Here is a 10,824-nt window from a genome sequence, read left to right as displayed (position 1 = left end):
AAGGTTTATATCCTTTTTTGTCGGTATTCAAATACTTTTCAAGCCGTTTATATTCGCTCATCTTCTCCCTCCATATTCTTCCCACGCATCCACAGCAATCGCCACGAATATCATTAGCCCTAATCCGACATAGAATACAACCAATGCGTTCTCCGCGATGTAGTCATAGATTAGATTCATTGTATTCTCCTTTTAAGATGCGGGCGGGCAACACGAGCGTTGCATTTACCTTGATATTCAAGGCGTTCTACTCTTAAACTACCGCCACGCGTGTTCGTCTTATCTTTTCCGCTATTATTGATTTTGTCAAGGTGTTCCTTCAGGATTCTCTCAATAGCTGTCATTGTTTTCTCCTCATTCCGGCCGCTCTCTTTTTCGGCAGTCCCTACACACAAAGTCCTTTTCTTCATCCGCTATCGCCTTTGCCACATCCTTGGGCACGGCGAATTTCCGGCTGCATGTCGTGCATGTTATCGGCACAAAATCATCGTCCGGTTTTTTCTTCTCTATCGCGGCGTTAGGATCGGCCACCCAGTCCTTCCAGTTATTGAACCATGTTTCGCCGTCCTGTATATACCCGTCTCTCACCCGCGGGCTTTTCAAATAATTCGCCAATGCGATGTTTATGGCCTCCCAGTCTGCGGCGGTTCGGCATTGTGCCTTGAAATGCGCCCATGCGCCGCGTTTCCCTGTCTTCTGGGGGTATTTAGCCCATATGCTCTCGAAGTTCGTTGTGGTACCGTAATATGTGCCCGCTTGGACTGGGCGCGGGGGTATTGTTGGGAGTTCCGGTTGCTTTTCCTTATAAGTAGGGTCTTTTACCGGTTCTATGGCTTCCGGCGCCGGCCCGGGGTCAGGCAAGGGGGCCACTATCGGCGCGGGGATTTCCGGCGCTATCGGATTTGACATCAGCCCCATTATCCTGCCCCTGCCTATTCCCTTATCCTTTGCGGCCGCCAGGACTGCGGCGTGGAGCATGCTCTTGGGGTTCATCTGTTCGAGCTCTTTGCCATATTGGAATTTGATAAATCCTATTATATACCATTCGCCGTGCGGGAGGATGAGGATATCTTCGCCGAAGGCCTTCTTGATTTCTGTTTCGTTTATGGGTACGCCACCGGCCTCAATTCCCATGAGGGCGAGCTCGGGCTCCCATATTCCGGCGCAGTTGGCGTTCTCCCATATGTATTGCCACAGCACTTTGAGGTGCGTGGGCATGGTGCGCCACTTTTTGGTGTGCCAGCGAGCGCAGTCGCTATATCGTTTGCGGGGTTTAGTTTTTCTCATTTCTTCCTTTTAATGCGTGGCGGGCAGGGATTTGCACCCTGCCTAATGCACTTTGTCGACCGATCACAGTGCCGCCACGCGTGCTCATTTACTTTACGTCCTCTATCTCGATTCCCTTTCCTTCCTTCTCCTCCGGCAGGTCGATGACGTCGCTAAAGGGCTGCGGTTTTCCCGCGTCCACCCTGTCGTCCGCTTCCAACGCCTTGTTAATCTCCGCTGATTTCGGGATGAATTTCATCAGCTTTTTGACGGCTGTCTTTACCCACATCGTTTCCGGCCACGTATTCCACGGGCTGTGTGCGCTGTTGGCCGCGGGCGAAGATGCCTTTACTTTGAGGATATCTTCTTTCGTCAGCACTTTGAATACGGGCATGCTCGCGCCTTTCATTTTGGCTACGGCGTAGGCCGCTTTGAGCTTCCCGCGGTCGGCCTCTGCCGGCACGTGCTTGATAAACTGCTCTGTGCCGAGCGAGTAAGTGAATTCGTCATTTTCGTACACGGCTTCTCCTATTACGAATTCCACCATGTTGCTGCGGTAGGCCAGCTCGATGAGCCCCTGATACCCGATGATGAATGTTGCTTCGTTGCCGTAGGGCACGAGCCAGCACTGCCCGTTTACTCCGGGTTCGAGGCCAAGCTGTGAGGCCATGATCACGGATCCGGCCAGGCTCTGCTTTGTGCAGGTCACCAGTTTGGGGTTGCGCCTCATCTCTGTGAGCACGATTCGCACCATGCGGTCGGCGTTCAGGTGCCGGGGCAGGGCGGTCGCCATTGCGGGTTTCATCCAGTCAACCAGAGCGCTTGCCTGGTCTTTCTTTGTCAGTTCCTGTTTTACTTCGGCCATTTTACTTTACTCCTTTCCCCATTTCGGGGATTTCATTCTTCGTTCAATACATTTCCGCACCAGTTTTCAAAATCTCTCCGCAGTTTTTCGAGCGTATTTATAGGCTCTACGCTTTTACTCCGTCCGACATAATCGCTCGGCACACCGGTCATCTCCATCATCATTCGTGACAATATCTCTTGACTGTACGCACCATCAAACGACGGTGGTAGCGCCACTGCCTGTTCTGCCCATGCTCCCTGCATGCTGTAACGGTGCAGGTCGGTCTCGGACACAGCTACCCTTCTCCCCGGGATTTCCAATTCCATCATTCTTGTGAGCGGATTCTTCCAGACATTGAGTCCAGCCTGTCCGAGCACGCCGGGGAATATATCTCTCATACCTCTTCGTTCCTCTTAATGTGCATGTTGACGTTGGGCAATCTCTCCATGATTTTGCCGTAGACCTCCTGCAACTTATCGTGCCCCTCTTTCAGCAGAGAGATGGTGTCGTTATGAAACCTTGTCTGCATGGCCATTTCTTTTTCCTGATACTTCCTCTGCATTTCAAGTTCCTTCTTCGTCGCCTCAATGTTCTGCTGTTCCTCTCTCATTTTGACGAGGTGCTTGATTTCCTTTTCCTCGAGCCCTTTCTTAAGCTCCAGTTCGCCGATGTCTTTTTTCAGTGATGTGATCTGCTTTTCCCTCTCATCGATTTCTTTCTTCAGCCCAAGAACTTTCTTCTCGCCACTGCCCTCGACGCCGAGCGTCTCCTCGATTACTTTCCTCAGTTTCCTTTCAGTTACGAACATCATTTTTTCTTCTCCTTTGCCCTATACGGGCGTGTCAAATTCCGGCGGATCAGCTGGGCCCGCGCCGAATTCGTCATCATCTCCGGCTTCTCTGTCGGCTGTCGCGGGCTCGATGTTGATGATTGTCGTGTATTCCTTGCCTTTTACTGTTTCAATCACGCTATCAGCCTCGATTGCCCTTCCTTCCACTTCGTCTGTGTCCCAGTCAAATACTCCGGGCTTTGTCTCCTTGCACCCGAGCGCCTTAAGGATAGGCGGGCACAGCCACACCATAAACCTTTTGTTCCATTTGCCACCCGTGGGTGTGTCGAAGTAGAAAGTGTAATACGGATGATTCCCCGTCGTGTGCCCTTTCTCCACGTGGTCAATGGTCAGCTTTACGTGAATTCCTGGTTCGAGATAATTCGAACCCCTTGTGTCAGTCGTTTCTCTGCTCATCTTCTGATTACCTCCTGTGTTCTGTTCCTGTTTATCTCATCCAGTTCTCTTTCTGCTTCCGCCAGCTTCTCGCGCAACGCATTGTTGGTTTTGATGAGCTTGTTCTTGCCTGCGTCGGAGTGAAGTTCACCAACCCTGAAAAATATGCCTTCCCAGTTGAGCGGTTCGGGGATTCGGGTGGACATCATTCCATATTCTACTCTTTCCATATAGCCGTCCAACACCTTTGAGAATTCTTTGCGAAACCTCAAATCCCTTTCGGCTGTGGTAAGGATCATCTCTTTCAATTGGACAATTTCTGCCCTGTCCGCCTCCTTCTCTCTCACCAAATCATCTTTTGTCTTTTTCATTGCCCTTTTTCCTCCTTTACTTTACCCTTCAGCTTCAGCCTATCATAAGTGTCGAGCACAAGCTGTCTGTCCATTGCGCTGAATTCGCTTTGCTTCGACAGTATCAGCTTTCGCTCGGCTATGATGTGCGCGATAAAATCTGCCTCAAATTTCGCCACCTGCTCTGCTTTGAGCTTTTTCGCTTTCCGGCGGGCGAGGTAGTTTTTAATTATTCCCATTTTATAGTCCTGTAAATATACATTCCGCTGTCGAACAATCTCACCAATATCGCACCGTTTAGGTTTATCATCCATGCCGCCGGGTTTGGCTTTCTAAATCCGCTCCACTTCGGAACGACCACGGCTCGGCGTTGTTCTACTGCCCGCTGTAATCCTTTCAGGGAGCTTATTCTTCTGCCTATATGGTTATATGAAACAGACCAATCTTCCCAAACTTCTTTAGTTATTCTTGTGTATTCGGCATTCATCAACCGTGCCCTATTTTTTCTAAACTTATCTGAAAGTGCAAGCATTTCTTTTCCTATTTTCGGCGTTGTTTTTATTGTTACCATTATCCTCTCCTCCTATATTTACACGTGCCAAAGTATCCGCAATATGCCGGGGCACACCACCATGCTGATGTGCTGCATGGCGTGAATATCCCTGATTCTATCACTTTTATCGCCTGCGCCACGCATACCAGCAGGGTTTTGATGTCGCCCGCTGTGCGCTCTGTTTCCTGTGAAACATATTTCGGTGTTTTGTTTTTGATGAGGTAATCCTGCTGTATGTGCTTCGGCAGGGATCCCGTTTGCTTTAATACTTTGAGCGAATACATTGTGAGCTGCCGGCTGTCGTCCGCGTCTGTCTTCCCCGGGGATTTCCCTGCTGTCTTCGTGTCCCGCAGTCCGATACCGCCTGCCACCTTTTCCTCGATGTCGGATGTGCCCGCCAGCTTCCAGTTCGTTCCGCTGATGTCGAAGCTGAAATAGTCCTCTAAGTTTATTGGCTCTATGGTTGGGGCCACGATTTCGTGATGAAGGTTTGACATGGCTATGGCTGTGTTTATGGCGTCGTTTCGTGTTGCCCGCTTGCCGGCCAGCTTTTCGTCATCGTTCAATATCACGCCCTTATCCCATGCGCCTTTTATCTGCTCGGACGCTATTTCTGCCAGCAGGTCGCCGGGTGCCAGCTTGCCTGTGTCTTTCTTTTCGGTGAGGTCGACTTCTATGCTTTTGTGGGTGCTGCTTCCTATAATGAGGGCTATGCCGGGCGGGACGATTTCGTTCATAATGTAACGGCGACGGAATTGCTCGCCGCACTTAAAGAGCATATTTATGCCACTCATGCCGAGGGAGCGCTTATCGAGTTCCGTTGAAAGCTTATTCATTTACCCCTCTTTCCTTTTTGGTTGCTGCGCTTATCCTCTGCTCCGGGTGTATCGTTATCGTGTATTTCTTGCCGTCGCTGTGCTTTATCCGCATGAGTATGCTCTCCCGAAGCTGGTGGAATTCTACGATGTCCGGGAATATCTTCTTGATTGCGTCTGCTATTTCTCCGCAGTGGGTTATCGGTTTGGTCATTTTGGCGCTCCTTATAATACCAATCCCAAGTCCGCCTGATATTTCGGGCCGATCTTCTTGGGCGTGTACGGCGCGACAACTTCCCATGTGTCCGTGCTGTCGTCGCTCTTCGCTTTTTTAACGTTTATTACGATTCCCCGGTCTGACAGAAACCTCATGTGTCTGTCCGCGCATGATACGCCGCGCCTCATGGCCGCTATCTTTATCAGCTCTGTTCGCGCGGGGCAGATTATGGACATGATGTCGTAAACTATTTTTTCCTGTATCGGCTTTTCTTCTTTCATTGTATTTTGTCCTTTTTTAGTCCGGCCGCCCGCGGGTGCAGCGGACGTGATGATGTCCTCCGTTGGGTCGAGCCGGACGTTAAAATTTGTTCGTTGCCGGTTGTTGCTTTCCGATGTCCGCTGCTATCAATTTGTTTCATTGCACCCTATTATGTGTTAGATTTTCCCGTTTGTCCAGTTTTTCGCGCTTCAATCGCGCTCCGCTTGTCAAATATCTCCGCATGCGCCGGTTGTTTATCAGCGGGGTTATCTTGAAATACGGCAGGAGTTCCGGCGCGTATTTCTCCGCGTAGTTATGCGCTATCTGTTGTGCCCTGCGGATCGCCACGGCTTGTATGACTGCCTTCTTTGGCGCGCTCTTGCGGATTGCGTCCAATTCCGGGTCGTTAGCGTCCGGGAATACCACCAGGCCGTCATGCCGCTTCAGCGCCTGCCTTCCGTTGACTATTTCGTCTGTGCATTTGAGTTCATTATTCATATTCTTTTTCCTCCACTGTTCCAACATTGTTCCCGTTTATATCATAAAGCGATACAGGCCAATCGTGACGGTCTAACCTGTCCGCGAGCTTCCGCAATATCCGCGCGGCCTCGTGGTCTTTGTCCGGCGCTTCAAATGCTGCGTTCTCTGTTTCAATTTTAATGATAATCATCCTCGCCCCCTTCCGTTTTTGCGATTGCCTTCATAAGATAATCAAATTCGCCGTGTTTTTTTACTGCCATTTTACACGCATCAAGCAGTTCCGGCGCGGCCGCGATGAGCGCTCCGTCCTTCTCGAAGTTTTCCTCCGACCCTCTGTAATTAGGGCGCTCGCATACTATCCGCGTTTTCTCTCCGTCCGTTTCCACGATGCAGTCCTTGAACACGTTGATTTTCCATTGCTTCATTTTGCTTTCCTCCTTTTTATTCCGCAGTCCCGTACCAGTCAAACTTGCCTGTTCCCAAGTAGGCTTTCAGTTTTTGCTTGGCCTCCTTTTGTGTCTTGTAGAGCGCCGATACAAAGTTCCTGCCTACTGAAAATGCCCATCCCTTTCTGTCGCCTACTGCTGATTTGAAAACTTCGGTCTTGTTTGTTTCCATTGTGCTTTCTCCTTTTTTGTGCTTTCTGTATTCCGCTCGTATCTCTTTCTTGCTCCGCTCCCCTGTTCCTATCATTCGCCAGTGTCCGCAGGTGCATTCCGCTTGTGCGTCGTGCAGGCTGATTATGATTAGTTTGTGTGTCATTTTACCCTCTCCTCTGCCGGTGTCCGGCGGTTCGTTTAGCCTTTCCCGTTTATCCATGCCGAGTATGCGGCGTCCGCTTCTTTCTCTGTTAGCCGGGTGTCGCTTACTATCACGGCGATGTCGTCTGCTCCGGTGTTTATGTATCTGTAGCACCGGGGTCTCTTGTTTGTCAGCCGGCACAGGGTTCTCATCAGCGAGCTGGCATCTCTCCAGTCTGCCCACAGCACGAATGGGCGGCTTTTCTTTTTTGTCTTTGCGTCGATCGCGTTCATCTTTTCCTCTCTTTCCGGCCTGCTGCCGGTATTGTGGTCTGCCTCATCAGCGCGGATTGACCGTTTCCCGCGGACCCGGTTGCTGTCCCGGGTTTCGGCGTTTAGTCCTCTGCCCCTATCGGATGTGCTATTTTCCCTATCTGCTTTTTGGCGTTCTGCAGTTGCTTCACGGCGTTTGTCGCCCAGTCCACTTCGTCCTGGTGCGTTGCTGTCTTCATTGTGCCCAGTCTGCTGATTACGGCCGCGTCTATTGCCCACCAGATTTCGCACCAGCCCAGCTCGTCCAGGCCGGTGATGGTGATTCCCTTTCCTATCAGGCCGTCTGCTTCTTGCTCCGCTCCGTCTTCCGCTTTGTTTCCGCGGATCGCGCTTCTTTTGCGCCCTGCCTCGTAGCCCTGTTCGTATCCGGCTATCGTGGCGTTGTCGCGCTGTTCTTCCGCTTCCTCCTCCGCGATTTCCCTGCCGTGTTCCAGCCCTGTTTCGTAGGCTGCTTTTACCCGCTCTGTCTGTGTGTCGCTCGGTTTTGCGTGTTTGTTCAGCCTGCCGTTGAACGTGTCCTCCGGCTCTTTGAAATTCTTGTCCATTCTTTCCCTCGCTTCCAGTGCGTCCAGCTCCTTCTGCTCCGCTGTCGTGATTGCGCCGTGGTTGTACTGGTGGATGAGATGTTCTTTTCTGGTTCTCTCCGGCTCGCGCTCCGTGTCTTCGTATGCTTTCCGCTCTTTGGCGATTTGCGCGTCCTGCTCCGGTGTCGGCAGTCCTTCGTCTTCCGGCTCCTGCTTTATCAGGGCGTCTGTGTGGTAGTAGCCTGCCCTGGTGCGGTATCCGTTGCAGGCCTCGTGCGGTTTCTCGTAGGTGACCGTGGCCTTGTCGCCCATCAGTTGCGTTACCGTTCCGCTCTGTCCTCTGCGGTTGTAGGGGTCTGTGGTCAGCTGTGGGTCTACGGTTACGGTGTCGCCGACTTTGATGGTGTTGCGCGCCGCCGCTTTGTCTGTTTCGTGGTTTATCATTTCTTCCTCGCTTTCCGCCTTCCGGCGGTCTCCTTCCTTCCGTGCCTCGTTCCACTTCAGCGTGTGCAGTCTCCCTTCTCCCGCCAGGCTTAGGTAGCGGTTGTGTTTCGCTTCTTCCAGCCATTTGATTTCGCTTTTTGTCTTTGTTCCGCTTCTGTCTTCCATTTTGTCCTCTCTTTCGTCCGCTTCTGTCCGCTCGGCTTCGTTCTTTCCGGCGTCCTGTCGTCCGCTGCTGTTGTATTATGTGTTGCTTTTGCCCTCTTGTCCAGTCGGGTTTGTTCGAGCCTTTGTCCCGAGCCTTGCCCCCCTTGTCTTTCGCGCGTCTTGTTTCGCGTGCGTGCGTTGTTCTGTTCTTAGTTCTGTTCTGTTCTGTTCTCTTTGTTCTGTTCTTTCTCTTTGTTGTTGTTGTTGTCTCTTTATTTATTCTATCTCTATTGTTCTCGCTGTTTACTGCTGGCTCCCGCCCGGCTCCCGCCTTTCGGCTTTCGCTCGCCTTTCTTTTTCCCTTCGGTGCGCCGGCCGCTGCTTCGGGGAGTTCGTTGGGGTACGATTTGCCCTCTTTTTTGGCTCTGTCCTTCGGAAAGTAAAATATGTTATGTAAACTTTTCCCTGTTCGTGCACCCTTCGTGAAAGGGTATTAAGGGGTATTAAGTAGTATTTGCCCTTGAAAGTCCTTGCCCTGTCGGCATTTTCGTGGGCTCTCCGGTCTCTAAAAGTTTACATAATCAACATTATCACAACTTGGGCTTGAAAGTCCTTGCGACGCCTTGATTTTCACGCTCTCCCCGCCGTTATCGCTACTGCCCTGCTTCGCTTGCTGTCTGTTGTGCTCGCCTTCTCCCGCGTGTCTGTGTCTGCCGTCGCTGTCGTTCGTGCCTCTGTGCTCGACCTCGTGCGTATTACGAACCGGCTCTACCCTGTATTGCCTGCCCCTGCCCTGTGCTGTGCTGTGTGTAGTGCTGCGATCCTGGTGCTGTCCTTTCGCGGTCGCCGTTGTTCTGCTCATTGCATAGGGGGGGGAGGGGGGTGTCGGCTCGCCATATAGGGCGCACTGGGTCGAGTGATGAACCGTGGTACACCCCTATAATATGCCATCCAGTGCCAAAGAGGGGGTCTTGACATTGGTTTAATTTCAAAAGCTATGGGGGGTTTTATGGTTTAAATTTCGCATAATGGTTAAAGTATCGGCTCGTTACTCGTTGAATGGGGGAAAGTGGCTTAAACAGCGAATTTGAGGGGTTTCTGTTGATTTGTGAGTGAAATCGGGGAATTTATGTTTGGATTTTGATGTTGGGCTGGACAAATCCGGTAATCTGACACATAATAGAACAGAATGCGAAAGCGTCTGGGGGGTAGGGGGGTGAGAAAGATTTTCGGTTGTTGCGGGGGTTTTCTTTTTTTTCGTTCTACGATTCGGGATTTTCCTTGTCTACGAGTTTTTCGTATTCCGGGGAAAGCAGTTTCAGAAAGCGATCCTGATATTTTTTTCGGCTTTCGGTAAGATATTCGTTCTGTTTCGAGAGCACATTTACGCGGGCCTTCATGAAAGCGAACATTGCGAGAAACAAGGCCGAGACGCCCTCAAAGATTTTAAGCATCAGTTCTGTGCTGTTGTTCTCTGTTGAGATAATATCGCGGCCGGCGCTCTGCGTATTGCTCTTGTCGATTCCGGCTTGAACCTTTGCGGTGGCGTTTGCCTGGGCCTGGAGAGACAGCGAGATATTTCCGAGCTTAAGCTGAACATCATTGATTCCGGCCTTAATATCGGATAGGCGCTTGTTGGTGCTGTTCTGCTGCTTGGTCATTTCGTTCTTGAATTCGGCGCCGAACCATGACCATGCGTGGCATTGTGTTGAAAACAGAGCTATCGCTACCAGATAATATGTAAACTTTTTCATGGTTATATCTCTATCACATAGCCGTCATTTTTCTTCTTTTTGTGGAAGTAGAAGAACAGTTGGAGCAGGAAGTAAAATATTTTCTTGTCGAACATTTCGAGGAGCCGGCCGGTGAAGGACATGGGGAATTTAACCACGCTGTCCAGGAATAGCGCTCCGGCCTCGAGGCATTCGGCCCCGGTCTTTGTTTTGGGGTCTATTTGCCCTATTCCCTTGAAGAATGCCGAGGCTTTGTCGGCGGCGGCCATAACCGTGGTGACGAAGATGTCGACCATAGCGAATTTTATCTGCATTTGCGCGAGGAAGTCTTTGATGGATCCTTTGACTTTCAGGGGATTGGCCTTCCAGTCCGTACGGATTTGCAGGAATTTGTTTTTCATTTCTGCCGTGCCGAGCTGCTCTTTCATGTGAGCCACCAAATCTTTCACAATCTTCATGTCAATTTCAATTTTCATAATATCCTCCTTAATATGTCCACATCACGGGATTTGGCAAACTGCTGTCTATATCGATATGCAGAAAAGTATCGCCAATCCCAGCCCTTCTTACCTCTACGCCATTATACCAATTCATAACAAAATTTACTATCTTCCAGCGCGTAAATGAGCTCACGCATTTTATATCAACCGCCAGTCCGCGCAAATGGGCGCTGTCCGCCACTCCGCCAATCTTCGCATTATATTCCGGCGTTCTATACCCGCTGGTTATCACTATCGGAAAGCCTAATATCTGCCTCATAATATCAAGAAAATGAACCATACGATAATCCATATTCTCCTCGCCGGTATCTGGTGATACAAATTCACGATAGGTGAAATGCTTAATCGTCATCCATTGTTCTGTCGTCATTTCAGTAAACTCCTTATTGCGT

At 50.5% G+C, this 10,824-nt stretch carries 21 protein-coding genes and 1 other RNA gene; all 22 read right to left on the bottom strand.

Features of this window, described 5'->3' with window-relative positions:
- Positions 1-354 precede the first annotated feature (354 nt).
- Positions 355-1,287, bottom strand: a complete 933-nt coding sequence (locus FP827_02300; GenBank protein MBA3051913.1) for a hypothetical protein — start codon at positions 1,285-1,287, stop codon at positions 355-357.
- Positions 1,288-1,375: 88 nt separating this feature from the next.
- The gene (locus FP827_02295) at positions 1,376-2,131 is read right to left on the bottom strand and encodes a recombinase RecT (protein MBA3051912.1); all 756 of its coding nucleotides are present in this window, start codon (positions 2,129-2,131) and stop codon (positions 1,376-1,378) included.
- 32 nt (positions 2,132-2,163) lie between these two features.
- Positions 2,164-2,511, bottom strand: a complete 348-nt coding sequence (locus tag FP827_02290) for a hypothetical protein (GenBank protein ID MBA3051911.1) — start codon at positions 2,509-2,511, stop codon at positions 2,164-2,166.
- Positions 2,508-2,924: a hypothetical protein gene (locus FP827_02285; GenBank protein MBA3051910.1), complete on the bottom strand. Its 417-nt coding sequence runs from the start codon at positions 2,922-2,924 to the stop codon at positions 2,508-2,510. The genes FP827_02290 and FP827_02285 overlap by 4 nt, the downstream gene beginning before the upstream one ends.
- Positions 2,925-2,942: 18 nt before the next feature.
- Positions 2,943-3,281: a hypothetical protein gene (locus FP827_02280; protein MBA3051909.1), complete on the bottom strand. Its 339-nt coding sequence runs from the start codon at positions 3,279-3,281 to the stop codon at positions 2,943-2,945.
- Positions 3,282-3,355: 74 nt separating this feature from the next.
- Complete coding sequence (locus tag FP827_02275) at positions 3,356-3,709, bottom strand: hypothetical protein (protein ID MBA3051908.1); 354 nt, start codon at positions 3,707-3,709, stop codon at positions 3,356-3,358.
- Positions 3,706-3,927 (bottom strand): hypothetical protein, encoded by a 222-nt coding sequence (locus FP827_02270; GenBank protein ID MBA3051907.1) that lies wholly within the window; start codon positions 3,925-3,927, stop codon positions 3,706-3,708. Before FP827_02270 ends, FP827_02275 begins: the two co-directional genes overlap by 4 nt.
- Positions 3,918-4,259: a hypothetical protein gene (locus FP827_02265; GenBank protein MBA3051906.1), complete on the bottom strand. Its 342-nt coding sequence runs from the start codon at positions 4,257-4,259 to the stop codon at positions 3,918-3,920. Before FP827_02265 ends, FP827_02270 begins: the two co-directional genes overlap by 10 nt.
- Complete coding sequence (locus tag FP827_02260; GenBank protein MBA3051905.1) at positions 4,259-5,077, bottom strand: hypothetical protein; 819 nt, start codon at positions 5,075-5,077, stop codon at positions 4,259-4,261. The genes FP827_02265 and FP827_02260 overlap by 1 nt, the downstream gene beginning before the upstream one ends.
- A complete protein-coding gene (locus FP827_02255) occupies positions 5,070-5,270 on the bottom strand; it encodes a hypothetical protein (protein ID MBA3051904.1) in 201 nt (66 codons plus the stop codon). The genes FP827_02260 and FP827_02255 overlap by 8 nt, the downstream gene beginning before the upstream one ends.
- Positions 5,271-5,281: 11 nt before the next feature.
- Positions 5,282-5,554 (bottom strand): hypothetical protein, encoded by a 273-nt coding sequence (locus FP827_02250; protein MBA3051903.1) that lies wholly within the window; start codon positions 5,552-5,554, stop codon positions 5,282-5,284.
- Positions 5,555-5,690: 136 nt separating this feature from the next.
- Complete coding sequence (locus FP827_02245; protein MBA3051902.1) at positions 5,691-6,032, bottom strand: hypothetical protein; 342 nt, start codon at positions 6,030-6,032, stop codon at positions 5,691-5,693.
- A complete protein-coding gene (locus tag FP827_02240) occupies positions 6,025-6,204 on the bottom strand; it encodes a hypothetical protein (protein ID MBA3051901.1) in 180 nt (59 codons plus the stop codon). The genes FP827_02245 and FP827_02240 overlap by 8 nt, the downstream gene beginning before the upstream one ends.
- Complete coding sequence (locus tag FP827_02235; protein ID MBA3051900.1) at positions 6,191-6,439, bottom strand: hypothetical protein; 249 nt, start codon at positions 6,437-6,439, stop codon at positions 6,191-6,193. The genes FP827_02240 and FP827_02235 overlap by 14 nt, the downstream gene beginning before the upstream one ends.
- 16 nt (positions 6,440-6,455) lie before the next feature.
- Positions 6,456-6,833 carry a hypothetical protein gene (locus tag FP827_02230; protein MBA3051899.1) on the bottom strand — a complete coding sequence of 126 codons (378 nt, stop codon included), beginning with the start codon at positions 6,831-6,833 and terminating at the stop codon, positions 6,456-6,458.
- Positions 6,812-7,048 (bottom strand): hypothetical protein, encoded by a 237-nt coding sequence (locus FP827_02225; GenBank protein MBA3051898.1) that lies wholly within the window; start codon positions 7,046-7,048, stop codon positions 6,812-6,814. Before FP827_02225 ends, FP827_02230 begins: the two co-directional genes overlap by 22 nt.
- 32 nt (positions 7,049-7,080) lie before the next feature.
- Positions 7,081-7,148, bottom strand: an RNA gene (locus FP827_02220) — hammerhead ribozyme type II.
- Between the two features lies 1 nt (position 7,149).
- Positions 7,150-8,220 carry a hypothetical protein gene (locus tag FP827_02215; GenBank protein ID MBA3051897.1) on the bottom strand — a complete coding sequence of 357 codons (1,071 nt, stop codon included), beginning with the start codon at positions 8,218-8,220 and terminating at the stop codon, positions 7,150-7,152.
- 544 nt (positions 8,221-8,764) lie between these two features.
- Positions 8,765-9,061, bottom strand: a complete 297-nt coding sequence (locus tag FP827_02210; GenBank protein ID MBA3051896.1) for a hypothetical protein — start codon at positions 9,059-9,061, stop codon at positions 8,765-8,767.
- A gap of 400 nt (positions 9,062-9,461) precedes the next feature.
- A complete protein-coding gene (locus FP827_02205; GenBank protein ID MBA3051895.1) occupies positions 9,462-9,953 on the bottom strand; it encodes a hypothetical protein in 492 nt (163 codons plus the stop codon).
- Between the two features lie 2 nt (positions 9,954-9,955).
- Positions 9,956-10,408 (bottom strand): hypothetical protein, encoded by a 453-nt coding sequence (locus FP827_02200; GenBank protein MBA3051894.1) that lies wholly within the window; start codon positions 10,406-10,408, stop codon positions 9,956-9,958.
- A 10-nt stretch (positions 10,409-10,418) separates the two neighbouring features.
- On the bottom strand, positions 10,419-10,802 hold the full coding sequence (locus tag FP827_02195; protein ID MBA3051893.1) for a peptidase M15: 384 nt from the start codon (positions 10,800-10,802) through the stop codon (positions 10,419-10,421).
- Positions 10,803-10,824: the final 22 nt, after the last annotated feature.

This window comes from Candidatus Omnitrophota bacterium (assembly GCA_013791745.1).
In the GTDB taxonomy this organism is placed as follows: domain Bacteria; phylum CG03; class CG03; order CG03; family CG03; genus CG03.
This window is presented reverse-complemented; position numbering and strand designations above follow the sequence as displayed.

What these genes read in the sequence shown, in the direction of transcription:
- FP827_02300 (MBA3051913.1), bottom strand. Translation starts at nt 1,287, where the DNA reads ATGAGAAAAACTAAACCCCGCAAACGATATAGCGACTGCGCTCGCTGG.
- FP827_02295 (MBA3051912.1), bottom strand. Translation starts at nt 2,131, where the DNA reads ATGGCCGAAGTAAAACAGGAACTGACAAAGAAAGACCAGGCAAGCGCT.
- FP827_02290 (MBA3051911.1), bottom strand. Translation starts at nt 2,511, where the DNA reads ATGAGAGATATATTCCCCGGCGTGCTCGGACAGGCTGGACTCAATGTC.
- FP827_02285 (MBA3051910.1), bottom strand. Translation starts at nt 2,924, where the DNA reads ATGATGTTCGTAACTGAAAGGAAACTGAGGAAAGTAATCGAGGAGACG.
- FP827_02275 (MBA3051908.1), bottom strand. Translation starts at nt 3,709, where the DNA reads ATGAAAAAGACAAAAGATGATTTGGTGAGAGAGAAGGAGGCGGACAGG.
- FP827_02270 (MBA3051907.1), bottom strand. Translation starts at nt 3,927, where the DNA reads ATGGGAATAATTAAAAACTACCTCGCCCGCCGGAAAGCGAAAAAGCTC.
- FP827_02265 (MBA3051906.1), bottom strand. Translation starts at nt 4,259, where the DNA reads ATGGTAACAATAAAAACAACGCCGAAAATAGGAAAAGAAATGCTTGCA.
- FP827_02260 (MBA3051905.1), bottom strand. Translation starts at nt 5,077, where the DNA reads ATGAATAAGCTTTCAACGGAACTCGATAAGCGCTCCCTCGGCATGAGT.
- FP827_02255 (MBA3051904.1), bottom strand. Translation starts at nt 5,270, where the DNA reads ATGACCAAACCGATAACCCACTGCGGAGAAATAGCAGACGCAATCAAG.
- FP827_02250 (MBA3051903.1), bottom strand. Translation starts at nt 5,554, where the DNA reads ATGAAAGAAGAAAAGCCGATACAGGAAAAAATAGTTTACGACATCATG.
- FP827_02245 (MBA3051902.1), bottom strand. Translation starts at nt 6,032, where the DNA reads ATGAATAATGAACTCAAATGCACAGACGAAATAGTCAACGGAAGGCAG.
- FP827_02240 (MBA3051901.1), bottom strand. Translation starts at nt 6,204, where the DNA reads ATGATTATCATTAAAATTGAAACAGAGAACGCAGCATTTGAAGCGCCG.
- FP827_02235 (MBA3051900.1), bottom strand. Translation starts at nt 6,439, where the DNA reads ATGAAGCAATGGAAAATCAACGTGTTCAAGGACTGCATCGTGGAAACG.
- FP827_02230 (MBA3051899.1), bottom strand. Translation starts at nt 6,833, where the DNA reads ATGGATAAACGGGAAAGGCTAAACGAACCGCCGGACACCGGCAGAGGA.
- FP827_02225 (MBA3051898.1), bottom strand. Translation starts at nt 7,048, where the DNA reads ATGAACGCGATCGACGCAAAGACAAAAAAGAAAAGCCGCCCATTCGTG.
- FP827_02215 (MBA3051897.1), bottom strand. Translation starts at nt 8,220, where the DNA reads ATGGAAGACAGAAGCGGAACAAAGACAAAAAGCGAAATCAAATGGCTG.
- FP827_02210 (MBA3051896.1), bottom strand. Translation starts at nt 9,061, where the DNA reads ATGAGCAGAACAACGGCGACCGCGAAAGGACAGCACCAGGATCGCAGC.
- FP827_02205 (MBA3051895.1), bottom strand. Translation starts at nt 9,953, where the DNA reads ATGAAAAAGTTTACATATTATCTGGTAGCGATAGCTCTGTTTTCAACA.
- FP827_02200 (MBA3051894.1), bottom strand. Translation starts at nt 10,408, where the DNA reads ATGAAAATTGAAATTGACATGAAGATTGTGAAAGATTTGGTGGCTCAC.
- FP827_02195 (MBA3051893.1), bottom strand. Translation starts at nt 10,802, where the DNA reads ATGACGACAGAACAATGGATGACGATTAAGCATTTCACCTATCGTGAA.